The organism is Roseburia sp. OM03-7AC, assembly GCF_003462625.1.
GTDB classification, from domain to species: Bacteria; Bacillota; Clostridia; order Lachnospirales; family Lachnospiraceae; genus Roseburia_C; species Roseburia_C amylophila.
Window position 1 is genome coordinate 69,044 of sequence record NZ_QTZJ01000006.1, and the last position, 19,721, is coordinate 88,764.

Below are 19,721 nucleotides of genomic sequence, written 5' to 3' on the forward strand. Positions count from 1 at the left end.
GTAAAAAAAGTCAACTTAATTTAAAACCTTATACAATTGTAAAAATATCAGAAAATAAAGCGGGGGGCATGTGAAAATGAAAGCATTATATTATCGGTACTTATTTGAAAATGTGGAAAATGGAATGATTCAGGCAGGCAGTATCTATAACGAGGAGAATGACTGCAGTGTGAATTATGTATACTTATCCGGAAATCCTACGAACAGTAACATAAACGATGGTGTAAGCAGCAAAGACAGCAGCAGAAAAAATGATATAACAGGCATCGGTATCTTGGACAAAAGAACCATCAGAAGACTGGCCGGTGCACCGATAGATCTTGTGGTAGTAGGAGAATATACGAGAGACTGTCTTGGCATATTGTATGAACTATTGCAAAATACGACGATTCAGACGGTGATTATGCCTTATGTAGCACCGATTCACCGGATGCTGGTGGAGCAGTGGATATCGGAGGAACAGGATATGGAAGAGAAGGCATTACCGGAACAATGGATATTGGAGCCGGAAATGTCACCGGAAAAACTATTAGAATTTTCCGGTCTCATCCGGCATCCCTACCATACATTAAAGAATATGGGGGTGGAAAATGTCTATTTATTATATGGAAATTGTCCGCCCTGTTCCCTGGACGCAGTGCAGAATGCCAGAAAAGGAAATTATTTCGAACTGGCAGATGCAGAGGATTTAGAAACGATAAAGATTATGGAACGGGAATACATTCCGGTGGTCAAGGCCGGATGCATCATTGAAAATAAGTGGGTATTTTATTTTTCTGCATATGGAATGGATGTAATGGAACTATATCAGTTTACTAGAAGATATTATACGAAAGAAGGCTATGACAGGGCACTTCGTCATCCGGAAAATACACAGTATCAGGCGGGAATGCAACGGTTATTAGAGGCATATAAGAAGACTTACGGTTTGGAAGCATTTGCAGCAGTTATTATGTATGCAGGTCCGGGTCAGGTAAAAGAAAGCGGAAGTAAAATCAATGGTGCCATGTATGAACAGTCTTTTGGCAGAGAAAATCATTGTTCTCCGTATCTGGATGCCGGCAGAACGGTATGCATGTTAAAATGTATCCAGCGAAATGATTATGGAATGCTCCGGAACCAGTTTACCAGGGAGAGCAGAACACTTCGAATGGGAGTACTTTTTTTGGGAAATATTGATATGCACAAAAATATGGAAGAGATTTTAAAACGTTATCGGGGATATGGAAAGACGGTACGGATTGTATCGATTCCCGGCAATGAAGATGTGTCAAAATGGAATCCGGAATTTCCGTGGAAATTTGAAGGAGAAGGTATCCGTTATTGGGTTGGAAATATCAATGAGCGAATGGATACGAAGATACTAAAAGATATTCTGCTGGCTGGGTCCTATAACCGGATTATCAGCGTAAATGAAGAATATGGCTGCTGCCTTTCCGGCTATATGTTGGATGGGGAAGAATATCAGCAGCTTTTGTAGAAGACCGCAGAAACAAAGGGAAAAATGGAAAAAGATGCGGCGAAAACACGGCGTTGTCCTCTTTTCAAATGGAATGTTCCTTTTTATAATAGAAAGAAAAAGGAAAAGAGGTTATAAGAATGGGAGCTTTCATGAATTTGGTGTATGAATATGCAAATTACATAATTCTGGCAGGAATGCTCTTACAAATGATAATAATCCTGCGGGTTCTGGTTAAAGTGAACCGGACAGGACGCAGATTGCAAATGATACAGGGAAAAGTAGAAGATTATCTGAATGTCATATTAACAGAAGACAGTGGAAAAGAAGAACCATTGGTATCGAGACAGGAAGAACAGATGCGGGATTCTATTGAAAAGAAGAGAAAACAGCAGGAAGAAGCGGTATTTAATGCTGTTTTGAAGGAAATTTTTCCTTGATAAATGCATATAGGTTTGATAAAATAAACTCTAATGAAATTTTATTCATAATTAGGGAATTGTGTATAGAAAAAACAAAGGAGTGAATTTGAAATGAGTAAAGTAACATTTGATTACTCAAAGGCAGCTTCCTTCATCAGTGAAGAAGAAGTTGGCTATATGAGCAAACTTGTAGACAATGCAAAAAAAGAGTTATTGGATAAAACCGGAGCCGGAAATGATTTCTTGGGCTGGCTGGATCTTCCGGTAGATTATGATAAGGAAGAGTTCGCAAGAATTCAGAAAGCAGCAGCTAAGATTCAGTCTGATTCTGAAGTGTTAGTAGTAATCGGAATTGGTGGTTCTTACCTTGGTGCAAGAGCCGCAATCGAATTCTTAAGACATGGATTTTATAATAATGTTTCTAAGGAAGTTCGTAAGACTCCTGAGATTTATTATGCAGGAAACAGCATCAGCGGAAGCTACTTACAGGGACTGCTTGATGTAGTAGGAGACCGTGATTTCTCTGTAAATATTATTTCAAAATCAGGAACAACAACTGAGCCTGCAATCGCTTTCCGTATCTTCAAAGAAAAGTTAGAGAAGAAATATGGTAAAGAAGAAGCTGCAAAGAGAATTTATGCAACCACAGATAAAGCAAAGGGAGCATTAAAACATCTTGCAGATGAAGAAGGATATGAGACATTTGTAGTACCGGATGATGTCGGAGGACGTTTCTCCGTACTTACCGCTGTAGGACTTCTTCCAATCGCAGTAAGTGGTGCAGATATCCAGAAATTAATGGATGGAGCTGCAGAAGGAAGAAAACTTGCTTTAGAGCAGGATTTCACAGAGAATGATGCATTACAGTATGCAGCAGTTCGTAACATTTTATTAAGAAAAGGCAAAGCAGTAGAAATCCTTTGCAACTACGAGCCAAGTCTTCATTATGTATCGGAATGGTGGAAACAGTTATTCGGAGAGAGCGAAGGAAAAGACCAGAAGGGTATCTTCCCGGCATCTGTAGATTTAACAACAGACTTACATTCTATGGGACAGTTCATTCAGGATGGTTCCAGAATTATGTTTGAGACTGTTATGAACGTTGAGACTCCGAAACACAATATCACAATTCAGGAAGAACCGGTTGACTTAGACGGATTAAATTATCTTGCTGGAAAAGATATGGACTTTGTAAATAAGAGCGCAATGAACGGAACCATTCTTGCGCATACCGATGGTCAGGTTCCAAACTTCATGGTAAAGATTCCAGAACAGAACGAATTCTATTTAGGAGAATTATTCTACTTCTTCGAGTTTGCATGTGGTGTCAGCGGATACCTGCTTGGAGTAAATCCATTTAACCAGCCAGGTGTAGAAAGCTACAAGAAGAACATGTTCGCATTACTTGGAAAACCAGGTTATGAAGAAGCAAGAGAAACATTAATGAAACGTTTATAAAAACTGCTGAAGCAGGGTAAGATGGAATCATTTAAATTTGAATCAGTCCTTGCATTACAGCAAAAAAAGAACTCCATCCGATTGGAATATCCAGCCGGGTGGAGTTCTTTCTATGCTTTACAGGAAATTGCTTTCCTGTAAAGTAAAAAACGCTCCGCGAGAATGTGCCAAGGCACATTCTTTGTTATGCATATTATAAAGTAAATGAATTCATATTTTCTTCCAGGATGGAAGCAATCTCTTTCAGACGATTTGCATTTTCCATGATTTCCTGCATAACATTGCTGACTTCCATAACGGAAGCGGAAGTTTCTTCGGTACTTGCTGCATTCTGCTGGGCAATTGCGGTAAGATTCTGTACGACATCCACAACATCTCCACGGGCTTTATCAAGCTGTGTTGTTTTGGTAGCAATCTCGCCTACGCCACTGATAGAAGAACTGATTCCATCACGAACCTGTTCGAATACCTGACCGGTCTTATGTACGTTTTCGCTCTGCAGGTTCATAATAGTTTTAACCTCATCCATGGTCTTAACTGCTTTTTCAGAATCTTCAATCAAAGCATGGATAATCTGGTCAATCTGGTTTGCAGATTCATTGGACTGGTCAGCCAGTTTCTGAATCTGCGATGCAACAACGGCAAATCCACGTCCTGCCTCACCAGCACGGGCTGCTTCGATAGAAGCATTTAAGGAAAGCAGGTTTGTTTCTTCTGCGATGGAAGAAATCAAAGTTGTAGCCTCTTTAATCTTCAGGGCAGAGATATTAGTTATATTGGTCTGTTCATAAATAACATCAATAGAAGCAATTGCCTGCTGGTTGATGCTGTCCAGCTCTTTCAGGGTGGCAGCAGCTTCTTCGCTGGATTCACGCATCAGGTTAGCAGTGCTTGTAAGATTTTCAACCTGACTGTTGGTATGTTCAATCATGTTACCCATATTAACGATATCATCGGTAGCTTTCTGGGTTTCGGAAGCCTGGTTGGTAGCTCCGGTAGCAATTTCATTTACTGCGGTTTCTACATTTCCCACGGTTGATGTTGTGTGGGATGCATTGGTATCCAGTTCAGTAGATGCATTGTAAAGCAGTTCACTCTGGGACTTAATCTGTGAAACAATTGTGACTAACTTCTCACGTAAATCTCCGATAGCTCTTGCCATCTGCCCGGTTTCATCCTTACGTTTGCTGATACGGATGGTAGTTGGGCTTTCTGCAAAGTTCAGGGAAGAGAAACGCTTAATAACGTTGGTAATTTCTACAATCGGACGGGTCATTTTACTTGCAATAAGGAAAGAAATGATTCCCAGTACAATAAAGATAACAATTGCGGCACTAACGGCGCGGACATAAATTACATCTTTAGCACTTAAAATATCTCCACGGTCAGCAGTAATGACTAAAATAGCTGCTTTATTGGAAGTAACATAGTAAGCCGCATATTTTTCAGCACCTCTGAATTCATAGATTGCCATACCCTTCTGCTGTTCTTTACCTGCTTCCAAATCAGCTACTACCTGTTTAATTGCGGTATTTTCTACAGGCTGTCCGACTTTGCTTGCATCCGGATGGTAAATCATGGTTCCATCTGAACCAACCACATAGGCGTAACTGGAATCCAGATCATTGATACGGACATCACCAATCAGAGTTTCAAGATATGCCTGATTTAAAATAATGTTACCGCTCCGGTTCAGGGCAGCATCAACATTTAATCCGCAGGTGTCACAGACATCACGCATATAGCTTTCTGCCAAAGTGGAAATTGCATTATCAGCAACCGGAATAACTATAATCAGAAGAGAAACAACACTGATGATAATACTCAGCAGAACTAACTGTACAACATTAAAACGCATGGAGTGAAGTACGGCCTTTTTCTCCTTCTTCTCCTTAGGCACTTTTGGTGCTTTCGGCACTTTCTGCGCTTTCACAGGCTTTGGAGCCTTTACTGGACTCTGCTTCAAAGCAGAATCTTTTTGCTTACGTTCCTTCATAAAAATACATCCTCCTTGATAACCATTACGAAAAAAGACGAAATCTTTTCTTGTGATTTTGCGTAATTATTATTAGGAAATTATATCATGAATTGGATAAAAAGTACAGAAACTTGACAAATAAAAATTACTTTGTTATAATCCGTGATGTAACAAATTTGTAATAAATGTAATAAAAATGAATAAAATGACATATACTTGTTAATAATCCTTAAAAAAAGAAAAACAGGATATATGTTATGGAGGTCAAAATGAATTTAAGAAAAAGAGTGATTGAGAGCACAATTATAGCAGTGATGCTTACCGTTGTAACCGCAGTCACAGCAGTTATGCAGACAGCACCAGTAGAAAATGTACCGGAACCACAGCAGGAAACAAAGGCTGTGGCAGATGTACAGGCAGATGGCTCCGCCGGCATTATAGAAGAATTGGCATCATTGGGAGACGCGGCAACCGAGCAGGCATCCATTGAACGTGCAGATGTAGTGGTTGTTGCAGAAGCACAGGAAGAGGAGCCTCAGCTCAGTGAGGAGCAGCAGGCATGGAATAGTAAGCTTATGGCAGATGTGGATGATTTCTTATATATAAGAAGCTCCGCAGATGGAGAGTCTGAAGTAATTGGAAAATTATATAAAGGTGCAGCAGCTGATATCGTAGAGACATTAGATGGCTGGTATCATATTACATCCGGTTCTGTAGACGGATATGTAAAGAGCGAATATTGTGTGGCAGGTCAGGAAGCATATGCTTATGCACAGACCGTATGTGACACCGTAGCAACCGTAACCACCGGTGGTCTTCGTGTCCGCAGTGAAGCAAATCCGGATGCATCTGTTATCAAGGCAGCATCAGAAGGAGATAAGCTTGTAGTTGATACACAGACAGAATCTCCGGAAGGATGGGTCGCAGTCAGCTTAAAGAATTCCACTGCATTTGTATCTGCAGATTATGTAACCGTATCCTTAAATGTAGCATCAGCAGTTTCCATGGAAGAAGAAAGAGCTGCATTGGAAGAGAAGGCTGCAGAAGAGGCAGCAAAGAAAGCTGCACAGACTACAACAACCATGGTAACACAGAATGCATCTGTAGCAGCAAACTGTGATGAAGTAACACTTCTTGCTGCATTAATCCAGTGCGAAGCAGGCAGTGAGTGTTATGAAGGCCAGCTGGCAGTCGGAGCAGTTGTTATGAACCGTCTGAGAAGTGGTGCATATCCATCCAGTCTTTATGATGTAATTTACCAGAGCGGTCAGTTTACACCAGCAGGAAACGGAAAAGTTGCATCTGTTATTTCAAGCGGTGTCAGTGGAAGCTGTTTACAGGCAGCACAGGAAGCATTATCCGGTGTAGATAATACCGGTGGTGCATTAAGCTTCCGCCGTGCAAGTTCCGGTCAGGCAGGAGTAGTCATCGGAAACCATGTATTTTTCTAGGAAAATGTAAAAAATATAAGAGAGTATAAAGTCAGGGTGTCAAAAGAAGTTTTTGGCACCCTGTTGTAATCTTGGAAAAAGTATAGTAATATGTGAATAGTTATTCAAAATATAAGTTTTGGAGGGTAAAAATGGAAGGATTAATAGCACTTATCATTTTAGTAATACTAGTACTGGTAATTATTGTATCCTGTATCAAGATTGTACCGCAGGCAAATGCAGTTGTTGTAGAGCGTCTGGGCGGATATCTTGCAACCTGGGGCGTAGGTCTTCATTTTAAAGCACCGTTTATTGACCGTATCGCAAAGAGAGTTCTTTTAAAAGAGCAGGTGGTTGATTTCCCACCACAGCCGGTAATTACCAAAGATAATGTAACCATGCAGATTGACACCGTTGTATATTTCCAGATTACAGACCCGAAGTTATTTGCTTACGGTGTTGAAAATCCGATTATGGCAATCGAAAATCTGACAGCAACCACACTTCGTAATATCATCGGTGATCTGGAATTAGATGAGACCCTTACTTCAAGAGAGACCATCAATACCAAGATGAGAGCTTCCCTGGATGTGGCAACAGACCCATGGGGAATCAAGGTAAACCGTGTAGAGTTAAAGAATATCATCCCACCAAAGGCAATTCAGGATGCCATGGAGAAACAGATGAAGGCAGAGCGTGAAAGACGTGAAGCAATTCTTCGTGCAGAAGGTGAGAAGAAATCTACGATTCTTGTAGCAGAAGGTAAGAAAGAATCAGCAATCTTAGATGCAGAGGCAGAGAAGACTGCCGCAATTTTACGTGCAGAGGCACAGAAGGAAGCAACCGTAAAAGAAGCAGAAGGTCAGGCAGAAGCAATCTTAAAGATTCAGCAGGCAAATGCAGACGGACTTCGTTTCTTGAAAGAAGCAGCACCGGACGATGCTGTATTACAGCTTAAGAGCCTGGAAGCTTTTGCAAAGGCTGCGGACGGAAAGGCAACAAAGATTATCATTCCATCTGAGATACAGGGCGTTGCAGGACTGGTAAAATCAATTACAGAGGTTGCCGGAGAAAAATAATTAAAAAGGAAACCATAAACCTAAAATGAAATCGGGCTGCCACATCTATGTAGGACAGCCCGTTTTGTATCAAAGAGTAAGAAGAAAAGAGGAAAAAGCAATGAATTTAAAAGGACGTAATTTCTTAAAACTGATGGATTTTGAACCAGAAGAAATCCTCTATATGATAGATCTGGCAGCAGACCTGAAAGCAAAGAAGAAACAGGGTATTCTGCATGACAGCTTGATTGGCAAAAATATTGCACTGATTTTTGAAAAGACCAGTACCAGAACCCGTTGTTCTTTTGAAGTGGCAGCCCATGACCTTGGCATGCACGTAACTTACCTTGACCCGTCAGGCTCCCAGATTGGAAAGAAAGAGAGCATTCCGGATACCGCAAGAGTTTTGGGACGTATGTTTGACGGAATCGAATATCGTGGCTATGGACAGGATATCGTAGAAGAACTGGCAAAATATGCAGGCGTACCGGTATGGAACGGACTGACCAATGAATTTCATCCGACCCAGATGTTAGCAGATATGTTAACCATCCGAGAGCATCTTGGCAGATTAAAGGGTGTAAAGCTGGCATATATGGGAGATGCCCGTTATAATATGGGAAATTCCCTGATGGTAACCTGTGCAAAACTGGGAATGCATTTTGTGGCATGTACCAATAAAAAATATTTCCCGGATCCAAAGCTGGTTACATATTGTGAAGATGTGGCATCCCGCACAGGCGGAACCATTACTCTGACAGAAGATGCCATGGAAGGAACCAGGGGCGCAGACATTGTCTATACTGATGTGTGGGTATCCATGGGTGAGCCGGAAGAGGCCTGGAAAGAGCGTATTACAGACCTGATGCCATATCAGGTAAATAAGAAGCTGATGGATAATGCAGGAGAGCAGGCGTTGTTTATGCATTGTCTCCCAGCATTCCATGACCTTAAGACCAGGATTGGACAGGATGTCTATGAGAAATTCGGATACTCCGAGCTGGAAGTAACCGACGAAGTATTTGAAAGTGAGAAATCCATCGTATTTGATGAAGCAGAAAATCGTATGCATACGATAAAGGCAGTTATGCTTGCAACTTTAGGAGAATAAGAACCTATGAAAGCAAAAATACTTGCAGCACTGCGGGAAGCGGAAGGTTATGTTTCCGGACAGGAGCTTTGTGAACGCTTTGGTGTATCAAGAACCGCAGTGTGGAAGGCAATCAATCAGTTGAAAAAGGATGGCTATGAAATTGAAGCGGTGCAGAACCGGGGCTACCGGATTGTAGGTGCACCGGATATCTTAAGCGAAAATGAATTGAGCAGCATCCGTAAAACAGACTGGATTGGAAAGAAAATCTATTATTATGATGAAACAGATTCTACTAATGTAAGAGCCAGCCGTCTTGCAGAAGAGGGTGCAGAGCATGGAACCCTTGTGGTGGCAGACCAGCAGGATGCCGGAAAAGGCAGACGGGGAAGAGGCTGGAGTTCCCTGCCGGGAACCGGAATCTTTATGACACTGATTTTAAAACCGGAGCTGAATCCTTCCAATGCATCCATGCTGACACTGGTGGCAGCCATGGCAGTGGCAAAGGGCATTACCCGCTGCACCGGTATGGAAGCAAAGATAAAGTGGCCAAATGATATTGTCATCAACGGTAAGAAAGTAGTAGGAATTCTGACGGAAATGAGTGCACAGATGGATTATGTAAACCATATTGTGGTAGGCATTGGTATTAATGTGAATAATGAAAGTTTCCCGGAAGAAATTGCGCAGAATGCCACCTCACTTCTGTTACAAAGTGGAAAACGGGTAAACCGTGCAGGATTAATAGAAGCTGTCTGGGAAGAATTCGAGCATTATTATGACCGGTTTATGGCATATCAGGATCTGCGGGATCTGCGGAAGGAATACGATGCAAGCCTTGCCAATAAAGGGCAGAAGGTAAGAGTGTTAGACCCGAAAGAGCCATTTGAGGGAGTGGCACAGGGCATTACCGACCGGGGCGAATTAATCGTGGATACCTGGGAAGCAAGAAAACTGGTGTCTTCCGGGGAAGTATCTGTCCGCGGGATTTATGGATATGTGTAGATATGCATCGAGATAGATGTTTATAGGATAGACAGGAAAAGCCACATTTACCAGATATAAAAAAGGCATAAACAAGAAAAAGGAGTATGAATATATGGAGCAGGAAGAAATCGTTTTATGCGGTTCCAGCGCTTATACCAAGAAATTCTATCTGAATCCGTTGTTTAACGGACTTCCGGAGGGAATCAAAGAGGACTTGAATATTCTTTGTGTACTGTATACAGAGGATATCGGAGGAACACTGCAGCTTATATTTGACAAAGAGGGAAATCTTAATTTCCGGACGGAATGTGAGGATGGAGATTTCTTCTATGATGAAATCGGCAGTGTGTTAAAAATCAAACAGATGCAGCGGGAAAAGACAGAGCTCTTTGAATCGCTTGAAATGTATTACCGTGTATTTTTCCTGGGAGAAGAATTCACAGAAGATAAGGAGGACTAATATGTTACTGGCAATTGACGTAGGAAATACCAACATTACCATTGGAGTGTTTGATAAGGAAAAATTAATCACAACATTTCGTATGACAACAAAAATGCAGAGAACTTCTGATGAATACGGTATTACAATCATTGATTTATTAGAGCATAACGAGATTTCCCATAATGAAATCAAGGATGCCATCATTTCATCGGTAGTACCAAATGTCATGCATTCCCTATGCAGTGGAATGATTAAATATTTTGATATTCAGCCAATGGTGGTGGAACCGGGCGTGAAGACAGGAATCCGTATCACATCCGAGAATCCGGCACAGATTGGCGCAGACCGTATTGTAGACGCTGTAGGTGCATATGAGCTTTATGGCGGACCGGTTGTCGTAATCGACTATGGTACAGCAACCACCTATGACTTCGTCAATGGAAATGGAGATTTCTTCGCAGGAGTAACTTCACCGGGAATCCGCATTTCTGCAAAGGCACTCTGGGAAGATGCGGCGAAGCTTCCGGAAATCGAGATTAAGAAACCGTCTACCATTCTTGCAAGAGAAACCATCAGCAGTATGCAGGCAGGACTGATATTCGGACAGATTGGACAGACAGAATATATTGTAAAAAATATGATAAAAGAATCCGGACTTAAGGATGTAAAAGTAGTTGCAACCGGCGGACTGGGTAAAATCATTGCAAATGAGACAAAATATATTCAGTACTACAATCCGACACTGACATTAGAAGGAATGCGTCTTATTTACGCAAAACAGAAACGATGAAACTGACAATAGGAAATGTAACACTTGATAATAATTTGATATTAGCACCAATGGCAGGGGTAACAGACCTGCCATTTCGTGTACTTTGCAAAGAGCAGGGAGCAGGACTTATCTGCATGGAAATGGTCAGTGCTAAAGGCATTTATTATAATAATAAGAATACCGAGAGCCTGCTTGCCATTGATGAGCGGGAACATCCGGTTTCCCTGCAGCTTTTTGGCTCCGACCCGGAAATTATGAGCGAAATGGCAAAGCGTATCGAGTATCGACCGTTTGATATTCTCGACATCAATATGGGATGTCCGGTGCCAAAGGTAGTCAATAATGGTGACGGCTCTGCACTGATGAAAAATCCGATTCTGGCAGGTGAAATCATCGAAAAGACAGCGAAAGCCATAAAGAAGCCTCTGACGGTAAAAATCAGAAAGGGCTTTGATGATGCCCATGTCAATGCAGTAGAGATGGCACATATTGCGGAAGAGTCCGGGGCAGCTGCCATTGCGGTGCATGGACGGACCAGGGAACAGTATTATTCCGGCAAAGCGGACTGGGAGATTATCCGGAAAGTGAAAGAAGCAGTAAAGATTCCGGTCATCGGAAACGGTGATATTTTTACACCGCAGGATGCATATCGGATGCAGCAGGAAACCGGCTGTGACGGGCTGATGATAGCAAGGGGAGCACAGGGAAATCCATGGATATTTGCACAGATTAACCATTTCTTAGAAACGGGGGAAGAACTGCCGAAGCCATCCGCCAAAGAAATGGTGGATATGGTGCTGCGTCATGCAAAGATGCAGATTGCCTTTAAGGGCGAATTTACCGGAATGCGGGAAATGCGTAAGCACGCAGCCTGGTACACCGGCGGCTACAAGCATGCATCCAGGCTTCGAAGCCTGCTCAATGAAGTGGAGACTTACGAACAGCTGGAGGAATTATTAGAAACCTTTGCATCATATAATGAAGCATGAAATGGTGGAAAAAATTAAAAAGTCTTTTACGCAGGAATAAAAGCAATCTGCAATCAGAAAACAGGAATAGCCATCAGGATGACCTGATTGAAAAAGAAATTTATTTTCCCTGCAATGCATTTTTTCGGAAAATAATCGAAGCAGTATTAGAGCAGAAAGACATTTCCTACCGGGACATGCGGCTGTTTGTCATTGATGCGGAAGCGGAGGAATATCTTCAGCAGGAGGAAGAACAGTATATGCTCCGGCAGCTTTATCCGGGACTTAATGTATATACACTTTGCACCGGTCAGTCAGAACATCACCAAGGGGAAATAGAGTATCTCTATGAGGAACTGGGACTGATTGTAGAAGTGATTGGAAAAGAGGAAAATGCAATTCAAAAGGGAACCGGTCCGGAAGAGGGCAGACTGATACTGGATTTTGAAGCTGACGGAAGAATCCGGGAAGAATTTCTATCGGAAAAAAGTATCTATATTTCCATTTATAAAAGGAACTGGTATCAGCGGGCAAATCTTGACATTGAGGTACCTATTGGGTATAATATTATGATTGTTAAGGGAACCGGTTTTGCAGGCTGTGGAGCGGTTCCAGATCGATTAGAGCGAGAATTTTATGCAGAATAGAAAATCTATAAAAGGAAGGGCTAATAAGCATGGATAAGAAAAACATTTTGACCTATCAGGGTTTACAGAAACTGGAAGACGAGTTACAGAATCTGAAAGTGGTCAGAAGAAAAGAAGTTGCACAGAAGATTAAAGAAGCAAGAGAGCAGGGAGACTTATCTGAGAACGCTGAGTATGATGCAGCAAAAGATGAGCAGCGTGATATCGAAGCAAGAATCGAACAGATCGAGAAAATCTTAAAGAATGCAGAAGTCGTAGTAGAAGAAGAAGTTGATTTAGACAAGATTAACATCGGATGTCAGGTAAAAATCCTTGATATGGAATTCGATGAGGAACTGGAATATAAAATTGTTGGTTCTACAGAGGCAAACAGCTTAAAGGGAAAGATTTCCAACGAGTCTCCGGTTGGTAAAGCATTAATCGGTGCCGGCGTTGGTGACGTAGTAGAAGTTGAGACCCAGATGGGTAACTTAAAATATAAAGTATTAGGAATCCAAAGATCAAACTAACAGATTAGGAGAACAAAGATGGCGGAACAGAAGAACGTACAGGAACAGGATATTAACCAGTTAATCAAGGTGCGCCGTGATAAGTTAAAAGAACTTCAGGAAAATGGAAAAGATCCGTTCCAGATAACCAAATATGATGTAACAAACCACAGCACAGATATCAAAGACGACTTTGATGCTTTTGAGGGAAAAGAGGTATCTATCGCAGGCCGTATGATGTTTAAGCGTGTGATGGGAAAAGCTTCTTTCTGTAATGTACAGGATTTAAAGGGAAGCATTCAGGCATATGTCGCAAGAGATGAAATCGGAGAAGATTCTTATAAAGATTTCAAGAAATATGATATCGGAGATATTTTAGGAATCAAAGGAAAGGTATTTAAGACCAAGACAGGAGAAATCTCTATCCATGCATCTGAGGTAACTTTATTATCCAAGAGCTTACAGATTTTACCGGAGAAGTTCCACGGACTTACTGATACCGATACCAGATACCGTCAGCGTTATGTAGACCTTATCATGAATCAGGATTCCAAGCAGACTTTCATCAAACGTTCCCAGATTATCAAGGAAATCCGTAATTTCTTAGCTGGACGTGACTTCATGGAAGTAGAGACTCCGATGCTTGTATCCAATGCCGGAGGAGCTGCAGCGAGACCATTTGAGACACATTACAATGCATTAAATGAAGATGTAAAGCTTCGTATTTCTCTTGAGTTATACTTAAAGAGACTGATTGTTGGCGGTTTAGAGCGTGTATACGAAATCGGACGTGTATTCCGTAACGAAGGTGTTGATACCCGCCACAATCCGGAATTTACATTGATGGAGTTATACCAGGCATACACTGATTATGAAGGCATGATGGAACTTACCGAGAGCATGTTCCGTTATCTTGCAGAAAAAGTATGCGGCACTACAAAGATTACTTACAATGGCATTGAAATCGACCTTGGAAAGCCTTTTGAGCGTCTGACCATGAACGATGCCATCAAGAAATATGCCGGCATCGATTTTGATACCGTAGCAGATGATGAAGCTGCAAAGGCGCTGGCAAGAGAACATCACATTGAATTCGAAGAGCGTCATACCAAGGGTGATATCATCAACCTCTTTTTCGAAGAATTCTGTGAGAAAGAACTGATTCAGCCGACCTTTATCATGGATCATCCGGTAGCAATTTCTCCGCTTACCAAGAAGAAACCGTCTGACCCAACCAAGGTAGAACGTTTTGAATTATTTATCAATACATGGGAAATGTGTAATGCATATTCCGAGTTAAATGACCCGATTGACCAGCGTGAGCGTTTTGCTGCACAGGATGCTGCATTCGAAGCTGGCGATGAGGAAGCAAACCATACCGATGAAGATTTCTTAAATGCATTGGAGATTGGTATGCCGCCTACCGGTGGAATCGGATATGGAATCGACCGTCTGGTTATGCTGCTGACAGATTCACCGGCAATCCGTGACGTATTGCTCTTCCCGACGATGAAGTCATTAGACTCTGACAAGAAGGCTTCTAAGTCTTCCGAGGGAGATGCAGCAGAAGCTGCAAACGATAACAACGGATTCTTTACAGCAAATGAGAAGATTGATTTTTCAAATGTAAAAGTTGAGCCTTTATTCGAGGAAGAGGTTGATTTCGATACATTCAGCAAGTCTGATTTCCGTGCGGTAAAGGTTAAGGAATGTGTTGCAGTACCAAAGTCAAAGAAACTGTTACAGTTTACTCTTGATGACGGAACCGGCACAGACCGTACTATTTTAAGCGGAATCCACGCTTATTATGAGCCAGAAGAGCTTGTTGGCAAGACACTTATCGCCATCACAAATCTTCCACCACGTAAGATGATGGGAATTGATTCCTGTGGTATGTTACTTTCCGCAGTGAATAACCTGAAGGATTCAGAGGATGAAGAACTTCATCTTCTTATGGTTGATAACCATATTCCTGCTGGTGCAAAATTATATTAAGAATAAAAATAGATATTCCCCATCAGTTTACTGGTGGGGGATTTTGCCATAAAGGTAATGCATATGAATTGAGGTAGCAGGTATGGAAAAAGATCCATTTAAAGAATATCTGAAAGAGGCAGAACCAGACAAAGCAGGCAAAAGCTATGCCTGGAGTACGGCAATCGGACTTCAGGCAGTGGACGGACTCAAACCATCTAAATATTTGATTGATACTGCCATTCAGAATATTGAAGGCAAAATCACAATGAAAGAAGCACAGAGCCTTATCGACAGCTATTATGGGGAAGAACCTGTGCATTTTTCGGATGAGGAACGTATAGAAGAAGCGGATAAGGTATCTTCCCGTATTGCAGGGATACTTTCTGAAACAGCATTTTCCTTTTCTCCAAATGAATATATCTCAATCCATCGTAAACTTTTTCGGGGAATATATAAGCATGCCGGGAAAATCAGAGATTACAATATTACGAAAAAAGAGTGGGTACTTGATGGCGCAACTGTAATGTATGGAAGTGCATCAGAATTGAGAGAGACGCTTGAATATGATTTTTCACAGGAAAGGGATTTCAGCTATAAAGGACTTTCGATGGATGAGATTATCCATCATCTTGCAGTGTTTGTTTCACGATTGTGGCAAATCCACATTTTCGGTGAGGGTAACACAAGGACAACGGCAGTATTCTTTATCAAGTATCTCGGGACACTTGGCTTTTCTGTAACAAATGATATATTTGCGGAAAATGCGTGGTATTTTAGAAATGCACTTGTCCGTGCAAATTATACGAATCTGCAAAAAGGCATTCACGAAACAACAGAGTATCTGGAAGCGTTTCTCAGAAATCTGCTCTTGAACGAGAAAAATGAGCTTCATAATCGAAATCTTCATATAAGTGGACTTTTGAACGAAGAAAAAGTGGACATTGGAGATTCGAAAGTGGATATTGAGAATGAAAAAGTGGACATTCAAGAAACAAAAGTGGATATTGAAAGTGTGCTTTCCGAAAAAGGTAGTGATTTTTCAGTAAAAACGACAGTTCATATTCATAGACTTTTTAAAAGGTTTGGCTTTGATGAGGTGTTTGGAAGAAGTGCAGTTATGGAGCTTCTTGAGCTAAAAGGTTCAGGTGCTTCAAAACTTCTTTCCAATTTGGTGCAGGCAGATATTATTGAACCAGTGTCCGGTCACGGAAAAGGAAAATATAAATTTAAGATGTAATTTAACAGATTAAGTTCATTGAACAAAAATGCCTTTTTGGGCTATAATTTTCAATGAAAAAATGAGAGATATGTTGTACCAATGTTATGGGTTAAAGGATAAATAAATTGGACTATACTAAGATATTTCATGATAACTTAGACAATATTCAGAAAAAAGTGGAGCAGATAATAGAAATTTAGAATCGTTTAAAAATCTATCTAAAGAGGTGTTTGCACAATGCAGCACCTCTTTTTTTGCACAAATTTTTCATCATTTGCACACATACCGTGTTCTTGAAGTTGCCAGGGAAAGAGAGGTTCCGTTTCAGGCAACCAGATTGGAAACGAAAGAAGAAGCACAAAATGCTCCGACACCGGTTACAACCTATGCATTGTTTTATAATGGAGAATACCTTACGAATGAGCAGATGAATGATAAAAGATTTATAAAGCTTCTGGATGGGATGGAAAAATAAATGAGCAAATTCGAACTCTACTCTCCGTAGGTTGAGGATATTCATACGCTGAAATAGAATGGTGTCATGGATTGCAGTTACAGCAGGAAGAAGCCGTATCCACAGGGCAATGCAGAGGCGAGATTTAAAATGAATGGTGTGAAGATAGTCTATTTAAACTGCAATCAGAGTGGTCTGTTTTAGGAAGAAACGTCAAACCATGTGCTTACGAAATGTCTGCTGCTTTTTTGTTCTATAAGAAAATGCCATTACCAGAAAATGAATTATTTGAGAAAAATGGGAATAGAATAATGACAGAAGCAGCTGACTGTGCTAGAATATGCATGAAATGTATTACCAAAATATAAAGAAATTTAAAAAAATGGGAATAGGAGATAGTGATATGCAGTTTATGGTAAGGCAAAAGTATCTAGATGAATTGATTGAATTATATGGGACGCCAGATATAAAAGTAATCACGGGCATCAGACGGAGCGGCAAGTCTGTTTTGCTGCAGGAATTTATCACTTATCTGCAGTCGTTAGAGGAAAAGAGCAATATTGTAATGATAAACCTTCAGGAATTAGAGTTTGATCATTTACTGGAATATCATGCATTGCATAAGTATATCCTGGGTCAATATAAAGAAGGAATGAATAACGTATTATTGATTGATGAGGTTCAGATGTGCCCTCAGTTCGAACTTGCAATCAATAGTATTTATACAAAAGGAATCTATGATATTTATGTTACCGGATCAAATGCATTTTTGTTAAGTTCAGATCTGGCAACACTTTTTACTGGAAGAACGATGGAAATAGAGGTATATCCTTTTTCTTTTGTGGAATATCTGACTTATTATGGAATTACGGATGGGTATGATGATGCATTTGATCAGTATGTCCGAACCGGTGGTATGCCAGGAGCTTATGTATATAAGACAGAGGATAGACAGTATGATTATATCAGAGATGTGTATGGGACTATTCTTATAAGAGATTTGGTTGAGAAATATAGAATAAGAAATACATCAGAGTTTGCCAGTATATCTGAATTTATGATGGATAATATTGGCAACCTGCTTTCTCCCAATAATATCTGCAAGACATTAAATAATGACCAAAGAGAGATTACCAGAAAGACAGTATCAAAATACATTGGTTATTTAGAGAACGCATTTCTATTTTATGAGGCAAAACGGTATGACCTAAAGGGGAAAAAATATCTCGAAAACAATAGTAAGTTTTATCTTTGTGATCCAGCATTTCGATATGCAGTCAATGGTACACGAAATATGGACTTTGGAAGGGTTTATGAGAATATTGTTTATCTGGAGTTACGAAGGAGAGGTTATGAGGTATATGTTGGTAAACTTTATAAAAAAGAAGTGGACTTTGTAGCAAAGAAACGAGACACACTGATATACATTCAGGTAAGTGACAATATTTCAGATGAAACAACATTTGAGAGGGAATATTCGCCATTGCTTGCAATACGAGATGCATATCCTAAGATGGTAATTGCAAGGACACATCATGAAACTTATGATTATCAGGGTGTGCAGGTGGTCGATATTTGCAGATGGCTGCGATGCAGATAGATGAATTCCAGTTTGTATAATTAAGAAAATCGGGAGTCAACAGGACAAATTCTTTTTACAGGATCATCCTTGATGGAAATGTTTCCTGTCTGTGAAATTGCACGAAGTCAGGGTATCGAACAAGTGATATATAATCGCGGCGTTAGTGGATTGAATACAGATGAGTTTCTGGAAAATATCGATACATTGCTTTTAGATCTTGAGCCATCAAAGATATTTATCAATATCGGTACTAATGATATTACAAAAGAACGATTTGGAGATCAGTGGATGTTACATTTAATGGATAATATCTGTAGAATCATGGAAATTATCAAATTCCGTATTCCAGATGTGGAAATTTTTATCATGGCGTTTTATCCTGCAAATCTTCACCTGCCATGGCAGACAGAACAATCAATCCAATGGATGAAACTCCGTACTCCTGAAAATCTTATATTATGTAATCATCGATTAAAAGAAATAGCAGAAAAATACGGTTGTCGTTACCTTGATTGTAATGAAGCACTTGTTGATGAACATGGTGAACAGAAATCGGAGTATGCCATTGATGGTGTACATATGTATGCAAATGGATATTTGAATGTTTTTAAGTTTTTAAAGCCTTATTTGTAATTCATGAAAGGGTTTTATTAGTGGAACAAAAAGTAAACAAATCGGAATTTATTGGCACAGTTATCGCTTGATTTGATGTAAAACCATGACAATATGCAGTTGCTACCGTGGGTTGCGTAATTGCATACCAAGATGTATAGTATTATACCGGCTATTGGGGTATGCTCTGGGTGAAAGGAGGAGAACATGGCACTTTCAGAAAAACTATACGAACTCCGAAAGAAAAGAGCTCTTTCACAGGAGCAGCTTGCCGAGCAATTAGGCGTGTCCAGACAAGCTATATCAAAGTGGGAGTCTGGAAAAGCAGTTCCGGAAACCGATACTCTTATTTCAATCAGTAAGTATTTTGATGTTTCACTGGACTATTTGATGAAAGAAGAAAATTCAATATCAGAAAACGCTGTGAGTTTAGAAGTCCATCAAACTGAGGCAACGAACAAGCGTGAGAAGCGCATCCTTGGTATAGCCACTTGTATCATTGGAGTAGTCTTGTTGATTGCTTGGGGAATTGTATCTGTTTTTATGCCGTCTGCATCGGAACAAATTGGAACATCTTCCATGATAACAATAGACGGAAACGGAATTTTCCTACTTATCTGCCTTGTAGCAATTATTGCCGGTGCTGTTTTGCTCCTTAAAAGTACATCGAACAAATAA

At 40.5% G+C, this 19,721-nt stretch carries 18 protein-coding genes and 1 pseudogene; 18 read left to right on the plus strand and 1 reads right to left on the minus strand.

The window, feature by feature from the left end:
* Positions 1-76 precede the first annotated feature (76 nt).
* The 3 genes from DXB39_RS11465 to DXB39_RS11475 all read left to right on the plus strand — a co-directional run bounded on the left by DXB39_RS11465 (position 77) and on the right by DXB39_RS11475 (position 3,339).
* Complete coding sequence (locus DXB39_RS11465) at positions 77-1,480, plus strand: hypothetical protein (protein ID WP_117841890.1); 1,404 nt, start codon at positions 77-79, stop codon at positions 1,478-1,480.
* 119 nt (positions 1,481-1,599) lie between these two features.
* The gene (locus DXB39_RS11470; RefSeq protein WP_117841891.1) at positions 1,600-1,899 is read left to right on the plus strand and encodes a hypothetical protein; all 300 of its coding nucleotides are present in this window, start codon (positions 1,600-1,602) and stop codon (positions 1,897-1,899) included.
* Between the two features lie 93 nt (positions 1,900-1,992).
* Positions 1,993-3,339, plus strand: coding sequence for a glucose-6-phosphate isomerase (locus DXB39_RS11475; protein ID WP_117698116.1), 1,347 nt, complete (start codon positions 1,993-1,995; stop codon positions 3,337-3,339).
* 193 nt (positions 3,340-3,532) lie between these two features.
* Here the strand turns inward: DXB39_RS11475 and DXB39_RS11480 are convergent, their stop codons facing one another.
* Positions 3,533-5,335, minus strand: a complete 1,803-nt coding sequence (locus tag DXB39_RS11480; RefSeq protein WP_117841892.1) for a methyl-accepting chemotaxis protein — start codon at positions 5,333-5,335, stop codon at positions 3,533-3,535.
* A gap of 251 nt (positions 5,336-5,586) precedes the next feature.
* Here DXB39_RS11480 and DXB39_RS11485 point away from each other — a divergent pair, with 251 nt between their 5' ends.
* From DXB39_RS11485 to DXB39_RS11555, 15 genes and pseudogenes are all read left to right on the plus strand, one after another.
* Positions 5,587-6,768 carry a cell wall hydrolase gene (locus DXB39_RS11485; RefSeq protein WP_117841893.1) on the plus strand — a complete coding sequence of 394 codons (1,182 nt, stop codon included), beginning with the start codon at positions 5,587-5,589 and terminating at the stop codon, positions 6,766-6,768.
* Between the two features lie 131 nt (positions 6,769-6,899).
* Positions 6,900-7,826, plus strand: coding sequence for an SPFH domain-containing protein (locus DXB39_RS11490; protein ID WP_117841894.1), 927 nt, complete (start codon positions 6,900-6,902; stop codon positions 7,824-7,826).
* Positions 7,827-7,926: 100 nt separating this feature from the next.
* Complete coding sequence (gene argF, locus DXB39_RS11495; protein WP_117698162.1) at positions 7,927-8,916, plus strand: ornithine carbamoyltransferase; 990 nt, start codon at positions 7,927-7,929, stop codon at positions 8,914-8,916.
* Between the two features lie 6 nt (positions 8,917-8,922).
* A complete protein-coding gene (locus DXB39_RS11500) occupies positions 8,923-9,900 on the plus strand; it encodes a biotin--[acetyl-CoA-carboxylase] ligase (protein WP_117841895.1) in 978 nt (325 codons plus the stop codon).
* A gap of 94 nt (positions 9,901-9,994) precedes the next feature.
* Entirely contained in the window at positions 9,995-10,342 is a 348-nt protein-coding gene (locus DXB39_RS11505) for a DUF6145 family protein (RefSeq protein WP_022242890.1), read from the plus strand.
* Position 10,343: 1 nt separating this feature from the next.
* The gene (locus tag DXB39_RS11510) at positions 10,344-11,114 is read left to right on the plus strand and encodes a type III pantothenate kinase (RefSeq protein ID WP_117698119.1); all 771 of its coding nucleotides are present in this window, start codon (positions 10,344-10,346) and stop codon (positions 11,112-11,114) included.
* A complete protein-coding gene (gene dusB, locus DXB39_RS11515) occupies positions 11,111-12,085 on the plus strand; it encodes a tRNA dihydrouridine synthase DusB (RefSeq protein WP_117841896.1) in 975 nt (324 codons plus the stop codon). Before DXB39_RS11510 ends, dusB begins: the two co-directional genes overlap by 4 nt.
* On the plus strand, positions 12,082-12,711 hold the full coding sequence (locus DXB39_RS11520) for a hypothetical protein (RefSeq protein WP_117841897.1): 630 nt from the start codon (positions 12,082-12,084) through the stop codon (positions 12,709-12,711). The genes dusB and DXB39_RS11520 overlap by 4 nt, the downstream gene beginning before the upstream one ends.
* A 29-nt stretch (positions 12,712-12,740) precedes the next feature.
* Positions 12,741-13,220: a transcription elongation factor GreA gene (gene greA, locus DXB39_RS11525; RefSeq protein ID WP_117841898.1), complete on the plus strand. Its 480-nt coding sequence runs from the start codon at positions 12,741-12,743 to the stop codon at positions 13,218-13,220.
* Between the two features lie 18 nt (positions 13,221-13,238).
* The gene (lysS, locus tag DXB39_RS11530; protein ID WP_117841899.1) at positions 13,239-15,194 is read left to right on the plus strand and encodes a lysine--tRNA ligase; all 1,956 of its coding nucleotides are present in this window, start codon (positions 13,239-13,241) and stop codon (positions 15,192-15,194) included.
* An 82-nt stretch (positions 15,195-15,276) separates the two neighbouring features.
* Complete coding sequence (locus DXB39_RS11535; protein WP_117841900.1) at positions 15,277-16,413, plus strand: Fic family protein; 1,137 nt, start codon at positions 15,277-15,279, stop codon at positions 16,411-16,413.
* Between the two features lie 277 nt (positions 16,414-16,690).
* Positions 16,691-16,870, plus strand: a pseudogene (locus DXB39_RS15165) (YoaP domain-containing protein); the annotation flags it as partial.
* 382 nt (positions 16,871-17,252) lie between these two features.
* Complete coding sequence (locus DXB39_RS11545) at positions 17,253-18,449, plus strand: ATP-binding protein (RefSeq protein ID WP_117841902.1); 1,197 nt, start codon at positions 17,253-17,255, stop codon at positions 18,447-18,449.
* Positions 18,450-18,521: 72 nt separating this feature from the next.
* On the plus strand, positions 18,522-19,064 hold the full coding sequence (locus DXB39_RS11550) for a GDSL-type esterase/lipase family protein (RefSeq protein ID WP_117841903.1): 543 nt from the start codon (positions 18,522-18,524) through the stop codon (positions 19,062-19,064).
* Positions 19,065-19,250: 186 nt separating this feature from the next.
* Positions 19,251-19,721, plus strand: a complete 471-nt coding sequence (locus DXB39_RS11555; RefSeq protein ID WP_055057417.1) for a helix-turn-helix domain-containing protein — start codon at positions 19,251-19,253, stop codon at positions 19,719-19,721.